The sequence below is a fragment of the Corynebacterium rouxii genome (assembly GCF_902702935.1).
Lineage (GTDB): Bacteria > Actinomycetota > Actinomycetes > Mycobacteriales > Mycobacteriaceae > Corynebacterium > Corynebacterium rouxii.
The window spans coordinates 2,064,170-2,085,529 of sequence record NZ_LR738855.1 but is presented as its reverse complement, the minus strand read 5'-3'; the positions used below and the strand labels follow the sequence as shown (position 1 = coordinate 2,085,529).

The window sequence follows — 21,360 nt, the reverse complement described above, 5'->3', positions numbered from 1 at the left end:
GTGTGGCACAATGTTGACGTGAGGCACCCTTGAGGGTGTCGGATAATGCCAGATTATGTTGCCGGTGCTTTCCGGCCTCTCTCAAGGAGAAGTATATGGACATGCAGTTCATGGTTTCCCAAATGAACAACTTTGTTACTTTTGCAAATGGCCTTCTCAAGCTGATCCAATTCATTCCTGATTTCATTTATGATTTTGCAAAGTTGGTAACTGGTGAAATGAAGGATATGGAGCCAGAAGAAGGCTTTGGCGCTCTTCTAGAGAAAATGAAGAAGTAGTTTTTAACTTGCACTTTTACACCGTGGGTGTTAGTTCAACAATTTAAAGCTTTAACTGTGTAAAAAGCTTTACGGAAAATAAAAAAGGAAGTTTTATGGACACGTTGAAAACCATCAGTGAGTTTGTTAGCAGTGGCACCATGGGCCAAGTAATGAGTATGCTCAAGGTTTTCGTTAAAATGGTTGAAATGATTGCTAAGATGGCGGCAATTTTCAAGTAAACCTTGAAAGTCGGGGTCACACTGCTTAAGGTGTGGCCCCAATTTTTATGGGCATACACCCAATAACGTTTTGATGGGGTTAAGCAGCAAAAGGCATGCGGATATTTTTTGCTACTTAACCCTTTTTGATGTGTCTACTCGCAGTATTATCCTTAAAAGAATGAAAATGCATGCACTGGTTATAGGACTTGGTCTATCTGCAATTATTGTTCCAGCAGCTCATGCTCAAAGTAGCGAGCTTAGTTCGGGTAGCAGTAGCTTGTGGGGGCTATCGAGTAGTGGTAATGATGGCCCAGTGCATTCTTCAACACACATCAGTCCAGGGCTAGAGGTTACAAAAATTGGGGATCTATTCGGGCGGGGTATATCGGATAGTATTGATGTACTTGCCGGTGATTTAGGGCAGATGGTTCCTTTGAACAATAAAGGGGAATTTGCCATAATTTTTGGTGACTCTTTCCGCGGCGAGCATCTTGGCGAGGGCGAATGGTTAAGTCCTATTGGGGTGGTGGCTAAGTTAGAAAATGGCCGGATTAAAATTGTGCGCCCCTTAAATGAAGGCGATCGTGCGCAGCAGTTAATTGACTATAAGCATAATGAGCGTAATTTAACCCTTCTTCCCAGTGACATTATTAATATCGATGGCACACTATATCTTCAAGCCATGTGGAATGAAGGTGTTGGTAATGTTTTAAAGACTGAGATTTGGAAGTCCACTGATAATGGTTGCAAGTGGGAATCTGTGGCCACCTTACCCAAGGACTATATGGGTGGAATGGGTAACTTGATTACTTGGGAGAAGGGGGTTGATGGATACATTTATATGATGTCTTCAGAATTCAAGCGCAAAGATGATGTATACCTCACGCGTTTTAAACCTGAAGATATGGATACCCCTTCTCGATGGGAGCATTATGATAGCGGTGTTTGGGGTAAAACGTATAGTCCGGTGTTGAGTAAAAACGTTCAGGCCGGCGAGATGTGCTTGAGGTATATTGATGGGTACTGGGTATTGTCAATGTTTAACGCTAACAATCTTTCCATTGAAGTTCGAGTAGCTGACAGTATTACGGCCGATTGGGAAAATATTTCTCCTGCAAAAGTGGTAGTTATGGGAAGTGGGGGTTGGTCCGCGCCTCAAGGTCCCAATAATTTCACTCAACTATACGGTGGCTATATCGTTCCAGGTTCTTCTTTAGAGAATATGGACTTTGTGGTTTCTCAGTGGAATACCACAACTAATAAGCGATATAATTCTACGCAATTTAATGTCAAAGGTTTGGATAAATTCTTCGGCATTAACCGGTCGGCATCTGAAAATATAGAAGAAGCTCTTGAAGTTACTGAGAAAGGGACCGTCGAAGATAACCATCCAGCACCTTTAACTATGATTCCTCTGGCCGATGGTGTGAACTAGTTTTCATATTGTCTCATCTTCCTCCGCCACATGTGCAAGGTGGGAAAACGTAGTTATGGCTAGTCTAAAAGCGCTAACATAAAAGTATGGCTGACCATAAAGACGAGCTTCCTATCATCGACCTTGCGGCGACAGAGGGGTACATCGTTGACGATTCGGATGAAGATGACCCAGTGCTGTTAGCCCCCGATGGCACGCCTATTGACACATGGCGTGAAAATTATCCTTATGAGGAACGGATGACACGTGATGAATATGAAAAGACAAAGCGTGCTTTACAAATAGAGCTGTTGAAATGGCAAAACTGGACGAAAGAAACTGGGCAACGCCACATTATTCTTTTTGAAGGCCGCGACGCCGCAGGTAAAGGTGGAACCATTAAACGTTTCAATGAACACCTTAATCCCCGCGGTGCTCGTACTGTGGCATTAGAGAAGCCGTCGCCACGCGAATCTACTTCTTGGTACTTCCAGCGCTATATAGAACATTTCCCATGTGCTGGCGAAATCGTATTCTTTGATCGCTCGTGGTACAACCGGTCTGGTGTGGAACGGGTCATGGGATTTTGCACAGAATCCCAACATGCCGAGTTTCTCCGTGAGGTACCCATGCTAGAAAACATGATTCTTGGTTCGGGAATTTCGCTGACAAAATTTTGGTTTTCAGTTACCCAAAAGGAACAGCGAACAAGGTTTGCTATCCGTCAGGTAGACCCAGTACGCCAATGGAAATTATCGCCTATGGACCTTGCATCCCTAGACCGTTGGGATGACTACACACGTGCCAAAGAGGAACAATTCAGATACACGGACACCGACGAAGCTCCTTGGATAACTATCCGTTCTAACGATAAGAAACGTGCACGTATCAATGCGATGCGTTACATCCTGAGTAAGTTTGAGTACTCAAACAAGGATCACGATCTAGTAGGTGAGCCTGATCCCTTAATTGTTATGCGCGGTAGAGATCGCATTGGAGATTAAGCTCACCTATGGACTACTAGGGCGCACTCGGTGGATTAATAACTTCCGAGCCTAGAAGTCTTTCCGCCCATTGAAGTGCAGGATTGAAAGACGTGACCAAGGGGCGAACATGTCCTTCCATGCGTACCAACAAGGGTGCTGGATCTTCAAAGTAAGTCACGTCTGCTCCCAGAGCACGCCAATTATTTACCATGTCACGAGCTTGTTGCGCAGGGATAATGTCATCGTTAGCGCCTTGAGAAACAAACATAGGAATATCAGGTGCAACTTTTCCTAGGCGCTGCTCTTCAAAATATGAATGGAATACTTTGGAGCCCAAAAGGTCAGTGAGACGTTGCCCAGAGCGGGTCATAACACGAGAATCTGGAATGGGCATTGTACGGAATGAATCCAGCAAGCAGTGCGTTCCGCTGTCAAAGACCCATTGTTTTCCACGATCATTGAGAAGATCGTCAACTTCTGGTCGTAACTCTGGATGGGTTTCATACATACCAAAAATCGCGTATCCCAACGCTCCCAGTAAAGGTGAGCCTTCCAAAGAACGCGCTGTGGCCAGCAATTCCGCAGGAACACCCCCCGCAAAACCTCCACGAATATTTACATCCGGCGCGTAGGACGCGTGCATTTCTGCGGCAGCTGCCGAAGCGCCACCACCTTGCGAATATCCCCATAAGATAAGTGGAGCGTCTTTACGCACCTCAGGGTGCTTTACATTCACGACTGCGCGACCTAAGTCCAATAAGGCTGCCCCTTGTGCCTTCCGGTTCATATAAGTATGAGCCCCGATTGTGCCCAGCCCTTGATAATCCGTAATTGCAACTGTCCAGCCTCTACGCAATAACATGATTGCGGGGAGCATTTCGTACTCGGCGCCAACTGTAATCAACTTTGAAGGCGCGCATTGATCGCCAGCGCCCTGTGTGCCAGGCGCAAGCAATGCGGCAGGGCGAGGGCCTGGACCAGTCCAAGGCGCTGTAGGAGTAAGGATTGTTGCGGTTGTAGGCACCATCCGTCCGCTTGGATGCGTAGATGAGTATGCGATGCGCTTTACTTTAATAGTGGCAGCCAATAGGCCAGTAGGAATTTCCTGTTCACTGAGAACGGTACCGGCTACTGTGTTCTCTCCCGAGGGGATCGAAGAATAGAAACTATCTAGTGGAGACGCTGGTAACGAAGATTGTGCGATTGCGTTGGGAGCAGAGACAGCTTGGGCGGAAAGCGTGCCTAAGGAAACACAAAGTACGATAGTGCGAAGGCTGATTCGTGAAAGAAAGTGCTTTCTCAGCATGTGAAATTATCCAATCAAAAATTACTAAAGCTGTGCACGGTTGAAACGATGATCGCTCGTGTAGCCTATAGCACGAAGTTGGCTCGTTTGTCGTTTATATGAAGCTAAAATACGTTAGTCGGTGCAGCTCTAACAAGAACTCCACCGACGACTGCGAGAATGCCAAGAACACCGCCATCCCGGCTGCACATTTAGTTACATATGTACCTAGCTGATCTGCGGCAACGTAAGAGTACTCGTAGAGTACGTATGCGCCTAGCTTGCCAAAAAACGCCATATGATCGGTTAGCCATATGATCGGTTAGATGGAAAATTTTTCGGTCTTGTTGTATGAATGTGGCGTCCGGTACTTTGCCCAAAGAAATCTTTGTTTCCTGATTGACCTTATCCTCTAGATAAACGGTAATCATTTTTGTGCGTGAGAGGGGTTGGGGAGCGGTTACGGTGATGCTTCGCTTAAGTATAAACCCTTTGTTTACCTTCTGGCCTGACAATTGTGAGCTAAGGTTTGCTAATGTAAACATCCGTTTATCCATTGCCGATTGTTGTGGTATAGCGATTTTGCTGTGTGCGTGAACGATCCTTGATCTTTTATGTAATTTTGTTGTAACGTAAACAAAATTACACTTTGCTACATGTTTGAGGAATTTACGTGAAAAAATTGGGTCGTCGCATTACAGTAGCTGTAGCAGCATGTGGGTATTCTGTGGCTGCATCGGTACTGCTGCCAGTGCTTGCGCAATCACCAGCGACTGAGGCAATGGCACCCACAATTAAAGTGCAAACTGCTCAAGTCTCTACTATTCCGAGCACTGCCAGTATCGTCGTCCATGCACTGGCGGGGTTACCCACGGATCAGCTCGCAAATGGTACACAGCTGGATTCGATTGACCTGCCAAAAGTAGATGGCATATCGTTTACCCTCTATAGGGTTAACGACATTGATCTGACTACGCAATCGGGTTGGGATGCGGCGTCGAAAATCAAGCTGACTGATCTTTATGTAGATGGCAAACCAACGAGTCGTGTGACCAAAGTGGACACCAAGAAAACTGATGGTGGCTCAGTCAAATTCGATAACCTTACGCCATCCCTCTACCTCGTCGTTCAAGAACTTAACGGTGCAGAAGCCGTGGTGCGTTCGCAACCGTTCTTGGTGGCAGCGCCACAGACAAACCCCACTGGCGACGGCTGGCTCCAAGACGTGCACGTGTACCCCAAACACCAGGCTTTGTCGGAGCCGGTGAAAACTGCTGTGGATCCGGATACCACGCAGCCAGGTTTCTCGGTGGGGGAGAACGTGCGGTATCGCGTGGCTACCAAGATTCCAGAAATCACTCCGAACACTAAGTTCGAGGGCTTCACCGTGGCGGATAAGTTGCCTGCTGAACTGGGCGAACCAGATATTGAAAAAATAAAGGTCACCCGCGGGGGAACGCCGATTACTTCCCCCGACGTCTCTGTTCAAACCTACAAGGTCGGGGAGCGCACCGTGCTCAGCGTGCAACTAACTGGCGCAGCTCTCAACACCTTGGACCAGTATAAAAATGAAGAACTCGTCGTCGAGTTCGAGGCACCAGTGGCCAAGCAACCGGAAAACGGCCAGCTAGATAACCAAGCGTGGGTGCTACCGACTAACCCCACTGATAAGTGGGATCCAGAAGAAGACGGTGATGCTGCGTTACGCGGTACGCCGTCGTCACACGTGAACTCCAAGTACGGCCAGATCACGATTGAGAAATCCTTTGACGGCAGTACCCCAGGTGCCGATCGCACCGCGACGTTCCAGCTACATCGTTGTGAGGAAGACGGCAGCCTAGTTAAGTCCGACGCACCAATCTCCCTTGGCGGCAAGCAGGAGTTTGTTACCGATCAAGACGGTAAGGCCGTACTCAGTGGTATTCACTTGGGCACCTTGCAGCTTGAGTCCAATGTTATGAAATACACCGACGCGTGGGCCGGTAAGGGAACCGAATTCTGCTTGGTAGAAACAGCTACCGCCAGCGGATATGAGCTGTTGCCTAAGCCAGTGATAGTAAAGCTGGAAGCCAACCAGTCGACCAACGTGCTGGTAGATCAAAAAGTAAAGATCGCCAACAAGAAAAAGAACGCCGGATTTGAACTGCCACTCACAGGTGGTTCGGGGCGCATCGCCATCACTATTGGCATCGTTGGTTTGCTCGTTGCTCTCGCAAGCTACGTCCTATCGCGTAGGAAGGACAACCTCTAGATGAAGCACCGGGCGGGTGAACGTCGAAACGCTTTCGCCATCCTCGCATTCGTCATCGCGATTGTCTCAGTGGGATTTTTGCTCTACCCCGTGGCTGCAACCGCATGGAACAACGCACGTCAAGCACGCGTCGCACAGTCCTACGAGAACAGCTACGAGGTAGACAGCCCAGAGGTACGAGGCAGCGTTCTTGAGGCGGCCAGGCAGTACAACACGTCGGTAGTAGGCTTCCCGATCCTTGATCCATGGCTGAACAGGGCGTCGAAAAACAGCGGGCCATACCTCGACTACCTGCAACAACTCAACCCGCAGCGCGCCGAACGCCCCGTCATAGCGTCGATAAGCATCCCTACTATCGACGCCCACCTGCCCATCTACCACGGCACCGACACCGCCACCCTCGAGCACGGACTCGGCCACCTATACGGCTCCGCGCTGCCCGTTGGCGGCACCGGCACCCACTCCGTGATCACCGGACACAGCGGCCTTGCCAACGCCACTCTCTTTGACAACCTCGAAGACGTCAAAGAACACGACCCCATCTACATCACCGTCCAAGGCGAAACCCTCAAATACGAAGTAGATGCCATCAACGTAGTCCTACCCGAAGACACCAAACTCCTCGCCCCCGACCCCAACAAAGACCAAATAACACTCATCACCTGCACCCCCTACGCCGTCAACTCCCACCGACTCCTCGTGCGAGCCCACCGCGTAGATCTCGACCCCAACGACCCCAACCTCACACAAACCGGCACCAAAATCTGGCAGACCTGGATGCTGTGGACCGCAGCCCTAGCACTCGCCGCCATCGCCATCATCACCACCCTTGTGCTCCGCAGGAAGAGGACAACCACCTATGAAAACTAACGCCATCAGCGCCGCAGTGCTAAGCCTCGCACTCATCATCGGAGCCACGCCTGCACACGCACAAGAAACAAACACACTGGTCATCGACCTCGAACCGCCCGCAGCATTCGCCGACGACCAACCCCAAGGCCACAACATCGACATCACCGTGGCCAAACTCCACAACGTCGACCCCCAAGACCACGAACGCATCCGCAACCTCCAACGCAGCGGCGTACCCAACACCATCAGCGAAGAACAACCCCACACCGCGCGTACCGACGCCACCGGCACCGCCACTATCACCAACCTGCCACCCGGGGCCTACGTAATCCGCGACACCAACACCACTAAGCCGCGCTTTAGCCCTCTCGTGATCCCACTCGGTATCGACGCAACCAGCCCCACCATGACCCTGCGCCCCAAACTTATCGACGTCACCCCCGGCGCGCCCGAAGCACCAAACGCGCCAAGCGTGACGGCTCCGCCGCCGAGTGCGACTGCTCCGGCTCCTGTGAAAAAGATACCACCACGACTGGCCTTCACCGGCGCAAGCATCCTCGGGCTGCTGGCCATCGCCGCTATCAGCGCCCTCATCGGAATCGTATTGATCCGCACACGACGTGCAGAAAAGAAAGGATAAGACGTGAGTAACCTACGCACCATCAAGAAACGAGCGTCTATCCCCGCAGTATTGGTGTCCATCATTGCGATGGTCATGGGCGTTGTACTCGTGCCCTTAAGCACTGCTCCTTCTGCCAATGCGGCACCACTGCCGAAAAAAGAGTTTGAAACCTGTGGCGGTTCTGTTGCTATTTCCTTTGATTTGTCTAACTCGTTGAGTGCTTCCGATGTTGAACAATCTAAGAAAGCAGCGTTGGAGCTGGTCAAGAGTTTGAAGGGATCGCCCTACCGATTTGGAATTTACACTTTTGCTTCGCATTCACCTGCTGCTGGAAATAAGAACTTCACTCCGGTGAGCCTTGCTAACGAGGAAGGCTACAATAAGGTAGTTGCTGCCATCCACAATATTCAAATGCCTGCGATTCGAGAGAACAACACGAGTTCTCCCAATGGTGGAACCAACTGGGAGGGCGGACTTCAAGCGATCGCAAATGACATAGACAGTGGCATTAAGTACGACGCCGTTTACTTCATCACTGATGGACAACCAACTTGGGATAACAGTGGCCGAAATTGGCAAGGAAACACAACCGAAGTTGTGGAGTTAGATAAAGCCATTGAGCAGGTTAAGCGTATTTCTGATAAAGGCGCAAAACTTATTCCGGTGGGTATCGGTCAGCTTTCTCAAGATAAGCCGTTTGACCTTTATGCACCGATTGCTCCTCTTGAATACTATTACTATTGGTCGCCTGATCCATGGAAAATAGATCGTTCGCTGACCGGCAAACAAATGCTGGAAAAGATAACTTCACCGGGCCTATCGCCAATTATTTTGCCCGACTATTCCAAATTGCCGGAGCAAATGGGACAACAGATCTTTACGGGATGTTTCCAAATCGCTAAAAATATTATTGATGCAGATGGAAACGTGATAGAAAATCCAGATGGCTGGAATTTCGATATTAAAGCGGCTCGCGGGCAAGGCATTCCTACGTCTATCGTGACCGATAAAAACGGCCAAGACACCTTTGCTATGAAGTCGATTAATAAGGAATCCTTCGAGATCACTATCACTGAGCGACCTACCGGAGATCAAAAACAAAACTTCCGGTTTAAAGACGCACGGTGTCAGCGCTACTCCTATGGGCAAGCACCTGCTGATATTCCGATCAAAACTAGCGATACTTCAATTACTTTGACTGCAGACACCAAGAGCTTGATCTCTTGCGGTTTTAACAACCTGCCAGTTGTACCAGTCTCTGTCTCGAAAAAAGTAAACGTAAATACGCCACAACTTTTAGAAGAGCTCAACAAACAAACCTTTGATTTCATCTATAGCTGTGAAAAAGGAGCTAATGAAAAAGAAATCAAGGGAAAAATTGAGGGCGTACGCAACGGAGAATCCAAAGAAATCGGAAAGGTTGCTGTTGGAACTCAGTGCGAAATCAAGGAAGTGACTCCCAAAGTCGACGATTCTCGGATGAAGCTTTCCACCACTTGGAGCAGCGAAAATACCGCTGCAGAGGCTAATCAGGATAACGGTACATACCGCTTTAAAGCTGGCACCGATGCGTTTAAAAACAAGAAAACAGTTCTAGCGACAGCAGAAAATAACTATGAGGCTCAAACAGCCACTATTAAGCTGACCAAGAGCATTATTAACCGTGACAAAATTCCAGCAGCAAAATTGCCCAAGGAGTTTCCTGTCACTTACACCTGTCGCTACGTACCACATCCTAATGCTCGCCCCGAACGTGGTGAGCTCCCAGAAACCAATTCGTATTTTGTAGATTCTAAAACCGTTGTCGTTCCTCGTGATGGAAATACAGAAATCGGACCTTTTCCAGTGGGAACGCAGTGCAGCTTTGAAGAAACTGCACGACTCGATTCGAATGTTCAAGCAGACGCTAAAATTCCTGGTTTTAGTTTGAAAACCGAGTGGAATTCCAACATCTGTTTCGGCAACACCACTGATAATAATTCTCAAGACTGTTCTACTAACTCGGTATGGATTCCCAAACCAGGCCAATATTCGATCAACGTAAAAAACACATACACACGTGAGCTTGCGAGCGTGGAGATCGAAAAGACGGTGAGCGGCGATGCCTCTGATCTCACGAATTCACACGAGTTTTCTTTCAACCTTCGATGTGAAGATTCCGGAGTAGAAGTCTATTCCCAAGATAATATTGTGGTGAAGAAAGACGGACGCCAAGTCATCGAAGACATTCCTGTCGATGCCGACTGTACGTTGAGTGAGAAACAGCCTGAGCAAAAAGGCGTGGATTTTGTGGTCCCCGCACCGTCCCATTTACGTGCTTCAACTGCCGGCGACATTGTCAAAGTGGTTGTAGATAACACCGCAAAACGTCAGGTAGCTCCTATTTCAGTACAGAAAAAGGTAAATAAGAAAGACACATTTTCTCCTGAAATTTCTGCCTCAATCGATGCTTTAACCTACAACGTGGTGGCAGAATGCACGGTTCCTGGTGAAGAAACGCCTCGAAAAGTTCTAAAAACAGTAAGTGATAATCAAACTGTTGACTTCGGAAGCTTTCCAGTGGGAACTACTTGTAGCTTTAAGGAGCTCACCGAAGCCCCTGCCGGAACCGAAATGAATTATAAATTCGCGGATGGTCCAGAGGTGACCATTGAGGACTCCACACCTATAAATAAGGTGCTGACGAATACGTTTGAAAACGCACGTGGAGAGCTAAAAGTAACCAAAAAAGTGCCTGATGGTGATATGCCTCAAGCATTAGTAGACCAGATCCCATCGAGTTTTACAGTCAACGTCGCATGCTCAATCACTGGTAATCATTCCATCACTTTGCAAAAAGATGAGCAGAAAGCCGTACCTGGGGTTGTTGCAGGTGATAGCTGCACATTAAGTGAGGAGGTAACTCCTATAACTGGGGCTATCCATCACAAGCACTGGATTAAAGGCGAGCTGCTTCAAGTCGCAGATTCCACGGACATCACGATCGACCCTAATAGTAGTAATTCAATTCGCTTGGAAAACCATTACCAAACCGATGATGTATCTTTGGAACTCACCAAACGCGTTCGGGTCATTGACCAGGCTGGAAATGACGTCAACTCGGAACTAAAAAATGCAGTTGTCCGCCCAAAACAACCCTTCCTATTCCGATACCGTTGTGAAATCAATGGTCAAGTAGTTGCAGAAAACACCTTAAAAGTCGAAGAAATTAACGCTGGTTCCGCTAAGGTACCACGGGGATCTACTTGTACGGTTGAAGAAGATACCTCTTCGGTGGAGCTGCCCACTGCATCGTTATCTCACGTTGAGTTCTCGGTTGACGGGACAAAAACGAATGATAAGGCATCGGTAGCAATAAACTCGGATCATAACCGACTGGATGCTACTAATACTTTCACGTTGAAGACTGGTTCATTTAACTTGAAAAAGAAAGTGGACGGTGAAGGCGTATCCACCATTCATGAGGATCGTCGCTTTGAACTTGCGTATCGGTGCACCTTAGGTGACTGGAAGAAGGAAGGCACCATTACGCTAGGACGTTTTGATAGTGCCGAATTGCATTCTGTTAAAGACATTCCCGTGGGTGCATCATGTGAGATTATTGAGGACTCTGGGAAAGCCCAAGAACCAAACGCACAAGTGACGGCTCGTTGGACGCATACAGACAGCACGAATGGCTGGGGTGACACCGAAGCGGCATGCGAAAATCATGCAGCCTGCGAAGTTGATCCAAAAAATGAGTTTGCAACCACAGTGATTATTACTGGAAATGAGAAAGAGAATTTCCAAGGAACCTTTGTTATATGGAACACCTACACTTACGATAAAACAAAGGTAGAGATCAACAAGGCGTTGACGAATGATGGTCCAGAACTTGCGGGCAAAGATAACTTTGCCTTCACCTTGGTATGTACTGATCCTCGCTTTGCTGGAAGTGATTTGGCCGATAAGAATTTCATTCCAGACCCCACAATTACAGTTGCGTTAAATGCTAAAGGCCAAAGCCGAGCGTCGTACCAAGTCGCGGGCGAACGGCACGATAGCGTTGAGGTTCCTGTTGGGTATGACTGCACTGTGACCGAAAACCCGATTGCACTTTACGATGCCAAAGTGACGACCCAATTCAGTGGTCCGGCAGTAGTGGAAAACACAGCCGTGCAACGCGCATCATCAAACTCTGCCTCGGCTCGTTTTACCACGGTGAAACAAGAGGAAAATGGCACTCAAAAAATTCAGGTAACTAATGATTACATTCGTCCGCGTGCCGATGTCATGGTGCACAAAACAATCGCGAAACCAGAACACTCGGTAGACAAGTGGTTGCTCAACACGACCTATCGCATTACCTATGTATGCCAAGATCCCTATACTGACCGTCTTCCATATTCGGGATACGTAGACGTCCAAGCAGATGCAGCGCAATCAACGCCAATTTTGGCTGATCCTACGACTGGCGTAAAAATTCCTGCGTCGGCAATATGTAAGTTCAGTGAAAACACCGAGGGGCATTTGCCAGCTGAGGCAAAAGGCGCAGTGGATGAAACGAACAAAGTTACTGAATTAGCTGGGGAACATGAAAAGCGCTTCTATTTCACCCCAGAAATTGAAGACGTTGTCTTGTCGGAATCTGAGCCAACACGAATTGAATTCACCAATTCGTATGTCATGCCTCAACGAATTTTGAGCCTACAAAAATATGTTGAGGGCGACCCTGGCCATGCAGTGATTGCCCCAGAGACAACATTTAGATTCTCGTACACGTGCACCATGCCGCATCTATTCCCAAATCAACCCAATCCTATTTCGCAGGAAGTAGGAAACAAGGTGGCAAGCGGTGTTATCGACGTGCGAGAAGGTGACGCATGGATATCTCCTGAGGTCCCCATTGGTACGTCCTGCACGATCAAGGAAGAAGACGACGCCACCTTGCGCACCAACTTGGAAAACAATGCGCTGCGCATGGTGCCTACCTATTTGTTCCCCACGGAGCGCGCAGGTACTTCTTCTGAGCCGGTGATCCCGCCGTCGACAGGCCGCCCGATTTACAACGGCACCGACCCTCGCCTCCAGATGCCAGAATCAGGCATTGAGCTTAACGACGCCCACTCGCACACCGTGGTGATCAACAACGTGTACACCACCGACGCTGAGATCAACATTGCCAAGGTCAATGCCGATAACTCTCCGATGCCCGGCGCGCACTTCGCCGTCTATGGGCTAGGGGAAAATGGGCAGCGCAATGAGGTGGCTGAGGTTGCGGATGTGCCGGTGCAGTCGCTGGAGAAGGCGTTGTTTGCGGTTCGCTTGCGTCCTGGTAGTTACGAGTTGGTGGAAACCCAGGCACCGGAGGGTGCGCAGTTGCTGCCTAAGCCGTGGCGTTTTGATGTCAAGGCTGCGAATGCGGGTGCGATGGGTGATCTTGAGGTGACCTTGGATCACTATGATGCTGATTCTGGTTTGATCACGGTCGAGCACCCGCAGGGGAAGCCGTGGTTGATCAAGGTGGCTAATGTGTCGGCATCCACACTGCCACTGACTGGTTCGAATGGTTACTTGCGGTGGCTGTTGGCCGGTGCTGCGGGCCTGCTGGTGGCTGCAGCACTGTGGCTAGTAGGGCGTCGTAAGCGTTAGATCGTTGCGGTGGCGATGGGGTTTCCTTGCCAGTGAGAGTGGGCGGGAACGTCGTCGCCACGCATGATCAGTGAGCCTGGCCCTACGGTGGTGGCCTCTCCGATGCGGGAGGCCGGCAGCATGACGGAGTGTGTGGCAAGGGTTGCCCCTGCGCCTATGCGGACGTGGTCGAGGCTCATGACGCGGTCGTGGAAGAGGTGTGTTTGTACGACCGTTCCAGGCCCTACGGTGGCGCCTTTGCCCACGTGGCAGAGGTCGGTTTCGGGGAACCAGTAGCTTTCGATCCACGCGCCGGGGCCGATGTGAACGCCGAGGAGGCGAAGGCCTGCGTTCATGAGGCCGCTGCCGGTGCAGTGCTGGAAGAACCAAGGCGCTGCTACTACCTCAACGAAGGTATCTTGGAGCTCGTTGAGCCAGACGAACCAGCTCCACAGGGGGTGGTTGCCTGGGCGATGACGGCCCACCGTGCACCATTTCACCGCTGCAGTAAGAACGATGGCTAGTACGCCTGCGGCACACAGGGCTATGCCGGTGCCAACTACTGCGGTTACCACCCCGAAAGCTAGCAGCCATTGTGCGGAAACGAGCACTGCGGCCAAGAGGAAACCGCTGGTAATAGGTGCTGTAAGGCGAAGTATTTCCACGGCGGCGCGCAGGAATTTTTTGCCCACGGTGGGGTGGAAGGTACTGGTGTCGGCAGCACAGCTGGTGACTGCGACACGACGCATACGCTCTGGTGGCGAACCCCACCAGTTAGAACCCGAGCGGGCCTTCTTAGGTACCTGTGAGAGCACCGCCACCAGTGAATTCTTTGCTAGCTTGCGGCCTTGGAGCGCCATGCCAGAATTGCCCACGAAGGAACGCTTGCCGATGATCGTGCGCCCCAAGCGCATCCAACCCCCGCCGAGCTCGTAGCCACCGATGAGGGTGTCGTCGGCCAAGAAAGCACGGTCGCGGATCTCAGACAACGAGGGCACCATCACCGCTGTGGAAATCTCCACGTCCTTGCCCACCTTCGCGCCCAGTGCACGGAACCACCACGGGGTCACAAGCGAGGCATACAACGGGAACAGATAGGTGCGGGCGTCGTCAAGCAGGCGCTCAATGCACCACACCCGCCAACCGCGCGCCGATCGCACCGCCGTTATCCCAGGGGCAAGCCGCCAGCCCAACAACCGAACCAGCAGCAACACCAGCAGGGCATACAACCCCATGGCCGCCACCACACCCAGCGGCACCCACCACCACAGTGCAGTATGGGTACGCTCCTGCATACGCCACACCACTACCATTCCGGCAGCTATTGCCAGCAACGGCAGCAGCGCCAACACCAACGACGACACCCCATACATCGGCACCCACCGCGACCTACGCGGCGGATACTCATCAGGGAAGCGGTGCTTGGGACGACCCACCTTCGCAGCCGGCGAACCAGACCACCGTGCACCAGGTTTAACCACCGCACCCGTGACCGTCGAACCGGCCTCAATATGGGCCCCAGCACCAATGACCGTGCCAGGCAACAACGTTGAACGCGCACCCACGCGGGCATCCTCACCGATCTCAACAGCGCCCACATGAACCACATCGCCATCAACCCACACACCACTAAGATCCACCTCCGGCTCCACCGCGCAGTGATCACCCAGCCGCAGCAGACCCGTCACCGGCGGCATCGTATGTAAATCCACGGCACGGCCAACCTGAGCACCCAACACACGGGCGCAATAATTCACCCACGTCGCGCCAGCAATATCACCAGCGCCGAAGGCGTCGAAAAGCCGCTGTGCCGCCCACAAACGCACATGGGTGACACCGCCACGCGGATAATCCCCAGGCGACACCCCGGCGGTGATAATCCGCGCACTCCACGCGCCTAACGGCAATCGGCCCACCGGCGTTGCCACCACCAACGTGAACAGCACCACAGCCAACCACGGTAGCGGGCGCGCCCAACTAGCCCCTAGGCCAGCCGCAACATTGTTGATCACCAACAACCACGCCACCCAACTAGCTGCCCGAATAGTTGCGCACAACCATATGATGATTGCCTGAACAACCCGCGTAGCCCACGGCACTTGCCTTAGCTCACGCGGCTTGGACACCTGCGCGCCGGGCAGCTGCTCAACCACCTCAGCCAACGCCCCTAACCGCGGATGATCGTACAAATCCCGCACCGACATCGTGGGAGCCTTCTGCCGAATCCGTGACACCACCCCAGCCGCCGCCAACGACGTACCACCTAACGCGAAAAAGTCCGCGTCAACATCGCCAACCGGAACCCCCAGCACATCCACCCACAACTGGGCTAACCACTGCTGTGTTGGAGTGAAATCCGCGCCCGTGACCTGCGCCGACTCCAATGGCCACGGCAACGCCTTCTTATCCGCCTTACCCGAAGTAGTCGTGGGGATCTCCGGCAACACCACCAGCCGTGGCACCATCGCCTTCGGAATCTCATCCAAACCAGAGGCATCAATATCAACGTCCGGATCCTGCGGCGACACATATGCCACCAGCACCTTCTCGCCGGCAGCAGTCTCACGAACCACCACCGCATGCTGCGCCACATTCGGCAAGGCAGCAACATAAGCCTCAACCTCACCCAGCTCAATCCGGCGGCCACCGATCTTGACCTGGTCGTCGATACGCCCCACAAAATACAAGCCGTCCTCGCACAAGCGCACATGATCCCCCGAACGATACGCACGCTCCCAGCCAAGCTCCGCCGAAAACTTCTCCCGATCCTTCACTGGATCCACATACCGAGCAAGGCCCACACCACCGATGACCAGCTCGCCAACCTCACCGAGTGCCACCGGCTGGCCATTAGCGTCTACCACCGCGGTATCCCAGCCCGCCAACGGCAACCCAATCGCAATCGGCCGGTCAGGGTGTAAACGCGCAGCACATGTGACCACAGTGGCCTCCGTCGGACCATAGGTATTCCACACCTCGCGGCGTGACGACGCCACCCTAGCCACCAACTCCGCCGAACAAGCCTCACCGCCCAAAATCAACAAGCGCACATTATCCAACGCCTCTGCAGGCCACATGCCCGCAAGGGTAGGAACCGTTGACACAATCGAAATATCCCGACTAATCAACCACGGGCCCAAATCCAAACCCGTACGCACCAACGATCGCGGCGCTGGGACCAAACAGGCACCATGCCCCCACGCCAACCACATCTCCTCACAAGAAGCATCAAACGCCACCGACAGCCCCGCCAACACACGATCATTAGGGCCAATCGGCTGATCGCGCACAAACAACTCACGCTCGGCATCCACAAACGCAGCAGCACTACGATGCGACACCGCGACACCCTTCGGCTTGCCCGTCGAACCCGAAGTGAAAATAATCCACGCCGTATCCTCCACACGAGGAGCCGTGGTCAGCGGCTGCGCCTGTGCATTGATCACCCTTAACCCCGCAGCAGACCACACCGCATCAACGTTGGCCTCCCCAAACACCAACTCCGCACGCTCATCCGGATCATCCGCATCGACTGGTACATACGCCGCCCCCGCACACAACACCGCCAAGATCGTCACATACAAATCCGGCTGCCCCGACGGCAACCGCACCCCCACGCGACAATCAGCACCCACACCAGCAGCGTGCAGCTGTGCAACACGTTCATCCACCAACTCCGCGAGATCCGCGTAGGTCAATACATCGCCACAATCCAAGGCCGCAGCCTCTGGAAAGGCGGCCACCGACGCCCGAAAAATATCCACCAACGTGCGCGGTCGAGGTGCCTCGCCAGAACGAAGAAACTGCTCAGGAACCACCATCTACACCCCAAAAACTAACTGGTCAGCCAACCGACGCAACATCGCCTGCGCCGTTGCCACATCACCCGCAGGCGCCAACACCTCCTCGCTGCCACCACGTAAGTACTTACGAATGCGCTCCGCTTGGAACGTGGGAGAATGGAGCAGGTCAGCGGGAATTTCTGGGGTCATATACCCAAGGTTAGGTGACGCGGCCGATAAAAACCTAGAAAAAGGGGAAGGCGCTGCAAGGAAAACTCCTCACAGCGCCACACGGGAAAGAACGACTTACTCAGTAGGCAAGCCGGCAGCAACCCAGCCGTCGGTGCCACCAGCAACATTGATCGCATCAATATCGCGAGCATTCAAGTACTCAATGACGCGAGCACTACGGCCGCCACCTTTACAGATGACGTAAACGTCCTTGTCGCAATCGATCTCACCCACGCGGGTGGTCACCTCGCTCATAGGAATGTTCTTCGCGCCAGAGGCATGCACCTCGGCGAATTCGTCGGTCTCGCGGACGTCGATAAGCTGTGCGCCCGCAGGCACCTCAGTCACTGATACTTCACGCATAACGAACATGCTAGCTGTTTTCCTAGGGGAGTGGGCAACAACGGCTCCGTGGATACCCCCATAGGTATGCAGTGGATAAAAAATCGGCCCACCAAGTCAGGCAACCACATCAGGTTGTCATCCGACTCGCCGGACCGACGTTAAACAACACGGCACAGCCGCAAAAAACTAGCCCTGGTAACGCTCGATGGACTCAGCGTGGATCTTCTCAGCCTCAGTCTTGTCGCCCCAACCGGAACCGGTGACCTCCTTGTTTGGCTCAAGATCCTTGTAGTGCACAAAGAAGTGCTCGATCTCATCGCGCAAGAAGGAAGAAACATCCTGGATGTCCTGGAGGTGATCCCAACGAGGATCATCAATCACGCAGAGCAGCTTGTCGTCGCCGCCGGCCTCATCGGTCATTTTGAAAACGCCCAGTGGACGAGCCTTGACGATCACGCCTGGGAAAACTGGCTCAGGGAGGATGACCAGCGCATCCAATGGGTCGCCGTCCTCACCAAGGGTGTGGTCGATGAAGCCGTAATCCAGCGGGTATGCCATAGGGGTGAACAGGTAGCGGTCGAGGTAAACCTTGCCAGTCTCGTGGTCGACTTCGTACTTGTTGCGGGAACCCTTAGGGATCTCGATGGTGACTTCAATGCTCATTGCATTCTCCTCATTGACTATAAGAAATAAGACTGTGCTTGATATTAGCAGTAGGCTGGTTGCGATGAATGGCGCAAAGTGGTGGGCAGCGACGATCGCTGCAACAGTAGTGGTAGCAGGCACTGTGACAACGGGAGTTGTAGTGCAGTACAAACATGCCTTAACACATCAAGCCCCCTATAAACCCATCGAGCCTGCTCGCGGCATCACCGCGCTGACAGACAAAGGGACAACCAACAACGAGGCACTACGCAGCACCGTCGGCGCGCTCGCACAAGACCCTAGGCTTGCAGGCTTCGCCGGCACAATTGTCGACGCCACCACCGGCGAGGTGATCCTTGAAAAAGACGCCGACAAACCACTGACCCCTGCCTCGGCAACTAAAATGCTCACCGCCACCGCAGCGCTCTACGAACTAGGCCCCGACCATCGCATCACCACCGATGTGATCAAACAAGACGACCACACCGTGGTTATCAAAGCCGCAGGTGACGTATGGCTTACCGATGAACGTCTCGACCAACTAGCGCACAAGATCAAAGAGCAGATGCCTAGCGTGAGTGCGGTGCTTGTAGACACCTCCACATGGAAAGGCGACAAAATACTAGGCGGCTGGGATCCCGATGACGTCAACGCCGGATACGTAGCACCCCTTGAACCCATCATGCTCTACGGTGGTCGCATCGGTGCTAAAGAAGGCGACGTGCCACGCAGCCAAAACCCAGGACTCGACGTAGCCTCCGCACTCGCACAACGCCTCGGTGCCGGAACCAAGGGCTACACCGACTCCGCCAACGGTGATGTTATCGCCACCACAGAATCCGAAGCTCTAGAAAAACGCATTTTCCAGATGATGCAACACTCCGACAACGTGATGGCAGAAGCCATTGGACGCGAAATCGACGCCGCCCAACCCGTACAAGCAACACTGCGGATCCTGAGCGAACACGGCATCACCATCGGAGCTTCCGAAGTAGCAGACAACTCAGGGCTCTCCCTCCACAACCGCATCACCCCAGCGTTGCTCGCCCAAATAGCAACCAAAGTAGCAACCGACCCCGAAGTCCACTCGCTCATCCTCGCTCTACCTGTTGCCGGCGGCAGCGGAACACTCGTCGACCGCTACGCAGAACTCGACGGCCGCGGCTGGGTACGCGCCAAAACCGGAACCCTGACTGGAGTATCGGCGCTGGTCGGCGTGGTGCCGTCGATAAGCGGGCACATCTACAGCTTCGGCCTGATCTCCAACGGCTCGGAAATTCCAGAAGCCCGCGCAGCCCTCGACACCCTCGCCTCGGCGCTTCGCGATGCATAAATTCTGGCCCCGCCACAGCCCCAACTTCATGGCTTGCCGCGTCGCCGTACGCACAGTACAACCCCGCGACATCGCTGTCGGACTCTCCGGCGGCGCCGACTCCCTCGCCCTTGTTGCAGCCCTATGCGCCGAAGGCTACAACGTTAACGCCCTTTGCGTAGACCACGGACTCCAACCAGGCTCCCGCGAAGTAGCAGAACAAGCAGCCCACCACGCCCGCACCTTCGGGGCACACGCCGAAGTCATCACCGTCACCGTCGCGCCGGGCAACCTCGAAGCCAACGCCCGTAGCGCCCGCTACCAAGCCCTGTACTCGCGCAACCTCCCCGTTGCCGTTGGGCACACCGCCGACGACCAAGCCGAAACGCTCCTGCTCGGCGCGCTACGTGGGAAAGCCGCAGGAATGCAATTCCACGTCGACAACCTCTGGCGGCCCCTGCTAAGCGTTCGTCGTGCCACCACCCTCGCCGCCTGTGAAGAACTCGGCATCGAACCTTGGCACGATCCCCACAACGCCAACACCGACTTCCTGCGCGTAGCACTACGGACCCAAGTCGTGCCGCTGTTGTCCGACATCATTGGCGGCGACGCAGTGCCAGCATTGTCACAAGCAGCCACCTTGATCGCCGAGGACACCCAAGCCTTACGCGTAGACACGCCCGACAACCGAATCGTGCAGCTAGCAGCTATGCCGCAAGCGTTACGACGCCGCCACCTCGTCGCACTCCTCCAAGCCCACGGGGCGCGGGTTAGCGCTGCTCACCTGCGCACAGTTGATGCATTAGTGACCAATTGGCACGGACAAAAAGCCGTTCCAGTAGGAAACGGGTTGGAAGTGACCCGCAAAGATGGCAGACTTTCGGTTAGCTGATTATGAAAGGTGAAACCCCTATGCACGATTCGAAGGAACTTCCAGTGCCAGCCAACCCTTACGGTAACGACGTCAAAGAAGTACTGATCACCGAAGATCAACTTCAAAACCGCATCCAAGAACTGGCTGACCGCGTATCTGAGAAGTACCGCGATGAAAAAGAAGACCTGGTACTCATTTGTGTGCTCAAGGGTGCAGTGTTCTTCCTCACCGACTTTGCGCGCAAGCTAAGCATTCCGTGCCAGATCGAATTCATGTCCGTCAGCTCCTACGGCAACTCGGCGTCGTCGTCAGGCGTGGTACGAATCCTCAAAGACCTTGACCGCGATGTCGCAGGCTGTAACGTTGTGATCGTTGAAGATATCATCGACTCCGGCCTCACCTTGAAATGGCTGATCAAGAACCTCTCCGGACGTAAACCAAAGTCCCTCGAAATTGTCACCCTCCTGCGCAAGCCAGAAGCGGTAAAGACCACCATCGACTGCCTCGACATCGGCTTTGACCTACCCAACGAGTTCGTCATCGGCTACGGCCTTGACTTCGCAGAAAAGTACCGCGACCTCCCCTTCATCGCATCCTTGAACGAGGACGTATACACCGAACAATAGGGTAGGGGCACCTCAAAAGAAACCAGCTGGGAACGTCTGGCTGG

16 protein-coding genes are annotated in these 21,360 nt (G+C 52.8%); 11 read left to right on the top strand and 5 right to left on the bottom strand.

All coding sequences use genetic code 11. The features are described 5' to 3' along the window. Positions 1-95 precede the first annotated feature (95 nt). The 4 genes from CIP100161_RS10240 (at position 96) to ppk2 (ending at position 2,899) form a co-directional block, all read left to right on the top strand. Positions 96-278, top strand: a complete 183-nt coding sequence (locus CIP100161_RS10240) for a hypothetical protein (protein ID WP_155874133.1) — start codon at positions 96-98, stop codon at positions 276-278. A gap of 95 nt (positions 279-373) precedes the next feature. After that, a complete protein-coding gene (locus tag CIP100161_RS12390) occupies positions 374-499 on the top strand; it encodes a hypothetical protein (RefSeq protein WP_269472949.1) in 126 nt (41 codons plus the stop codon). A gap of 160 nt (positions 500-659) precedes the next feature. Beyond that, positions 660-1,916 carry a DUF4185 domain-containing protein gene (locus tag CIP100161_RS10235; protein ID WP_155874131.1) on the top strand — a complete coding sequence of 419 codons (1,257 nt, stop codon included), beginning with the start codon at positions 660-662 and terminating at the stop codon, positions 1,914-1,916. An 86-nt stretch (positions 1,917-2,002) separates the two neighbouring features. After that, entirely contained in the window at positions 2,003-2,899 is an 897-nt protein-coding gene (gene ppk2 / locus CIP100161_RS10230; RefSeq protein ID WP_155874129.1) for a polyphosphate kinase 2, read from the top strand. A gap of 16 nt (positions 2,900-2,915) precedes the next feature. Here ppk2 and CIP100161_RS10225 read toward each other — a convergent pair whose 3' ends face one another. Then, a complete protein-coding gene (locus CIP100161_RS10225) occupies positions 2,916-4,187 on the bottom strand; it encodes a lipase family protein (protein WP_155874127.1) in 1,272 nt (423 codons plus the stop codon). Between the two features lie 652 nt (positions 4,188-4,839). On the opposite strand from CIP100161_RS10225, the gene CIP100161_RS10220 reads away from it, so the two are divergent. Genes CIP100161_RS10220 through spaC form a run of 4 tightly spaced genes read left to right on the top strand, consistent with a single transcriptional unit; the run spans position 4,840 to position 13,522 of the window. Next, positions 4,840-6,417, top strand: coding sequence for a SpaH/EbpB family LPXTG-anchored major pilin (locus CIP100161_RS10220; RefSeq protein ID WP_155874125.1), 1,578 nt, complete (start codon positions 4,840-4,842; stop codon positions 6,415-6,417). Then, positions 6,418-7,287 (top strand): class C sortase SrtA, encoded by an 870-nt coding sequence (gene srtA / locus CIP100161_RS10215; RefSeq protein WP_155874123.1) that lies wholly within the window; start codon positions 6,418-6,420, stop codon positions 7,285-7,287. Next, positions 7,277-7,909, top strand: coding sequence for a SpaA isopeptide-forming pilin-related protein (locus tag CIP100161_RS10210; RefSeq protein ID WP_155874121.1), 633 nt, complete (start codon positions 7,277-7,279; stop codon positions 7,907-7,909). Before srtA ends, CIP100161_RS10210 begins: the two co-directional genes overlap by 11 nt. Before the next feature lie 3 nt (positions 7,910-7,912). Next, positions 7,913-13,522 (top strand): SpaA fimbrial minor subunit SpaC, encoded by a 5,610-nt coding sequence (spaC, locus tag CIP100161_RS10205; RefSeq protein ID WP_155874119.1) that lies wholly within the window; start codon positions 7,913-7,915, stop codon positions 13,520-13,522. Here the strand turns inward: spaC and CIP100161_RS10200 are convergent. The 4 genes from CIP100161_RS10200 to CIP100161_RS10185 all read right to left on the bottom strand — a co-directional run bounded on the left by CIP100161_RS10200 (position 13,519) and on the right by CIP100161_RS10185 (position 18,522). Continuing rightward, positions 13,519-17,322 carry a Pls/PosA family non-ribosomal peptide synthetase gene (locus tag CIP100161_RS10200; RefSeq protein ID WP_155874117.1) on the bottom strand — a complete coding sequence of 1,268 codons (3,804 nt, stop codon included), beginning with the start codon at positions 17,320-17,322 and terminating at the stop codon, positions 13,519-13,521. The two genes, spaC and CIP100161_RS10200, sit on opposite strands and share 4 nt — an antisense overlap. After that, the gene (locus CIP100161_RS10195; RefSeq protein WP_166443172.1) at positions 17,323-17,493 is read right to left on the bottom strand and encodes a hypothetical protein; all 171 of its coding nucleotides are present in this window, start codon (positions 17,491-17,493) and stop codon (positions 17,323-17,325) included. It lies immediately after the preceding gene. A 96-nt stretch (positions 17,494-17,589) separates the two neighbouring features. Beyond that, positions 17,590-17,886 carry a rhodanese-like domain-containing protein gene (locus CIP100161_RS10190; protein ID WP_166443171.1) on the bottom strand — a complete coding sequence of 99 codons (297 nt, stop codon included), beginning with the start codon at positions 17,884-17,886 and terminating at the stop codon, positions 17,590-17,592. Positions 17,887-18,045: 159 nt separating this feature from the next. Continuing rightward, positions 18,046-18,522 carry an inorganic diphosphatase gene (locus tag CIP100161_RS10185; protein ID WP_155874113.1) on the bottom strand — a complete coding sequence of 159 codons (477 nt, stop codon included), beginning with the start codon at positions 18,520-18,522 and terminating at the stop codon, positions 18,046-18,048. A 34-nt stretch (positions 18,523-18,556) separates the two neighbouring features. On the opposite strand from CIP100161_RS10185, the gene dacB reads away from it, so the two are divergent. From dacB to hpt, 3 genes are read left to right on the top strand one after another with little or no spacing between them, the layout of a single operon-like run. After that, positions 18,557-19,837 carry a D-alanyl-D-alanine carboxypeptidase/D-alanyl-D-alanine endopeptidase gene (gene dacB, locus CIP100161_RS10180; RefSeq protein ID WP_155874581.1) on the top strand — a complete coding sequence of 427 codons (1,281 nt, stop codon included), beginning with the start codon at positions 18,557-18,559 and terminating at the stop codon, positions 19,835-19,837. Continuing rightward, a complete protein-coding gene (gene tilS / locus CIP100161_RS10175; RefSeq protein WP_155874111.1) occupies positions 19,830-20,708 on the top strand; it encodes a tRNA lysidine(34) synthetase TilS in 879 nt (292 codons plus the stop codon). Before dacB ends, tilS begins: the two co-directional genes overlap by 8 nt. Positions 20,709-20,728: 20 nt before the next feature. Then, positions 20,729-21,316, top strand: coding sequence for a hypoxanthine phosphoribosyltransferase (hpt, locus tag CIP100161_RS10170; RefSeq protein ID WP_155874109.1), 588 nt, complete (start codon positions 20,729-20,731; stop codon positions 21,314-21,316). Positions 21,317-21,360 lie beyond the last annotated feature (44 nt).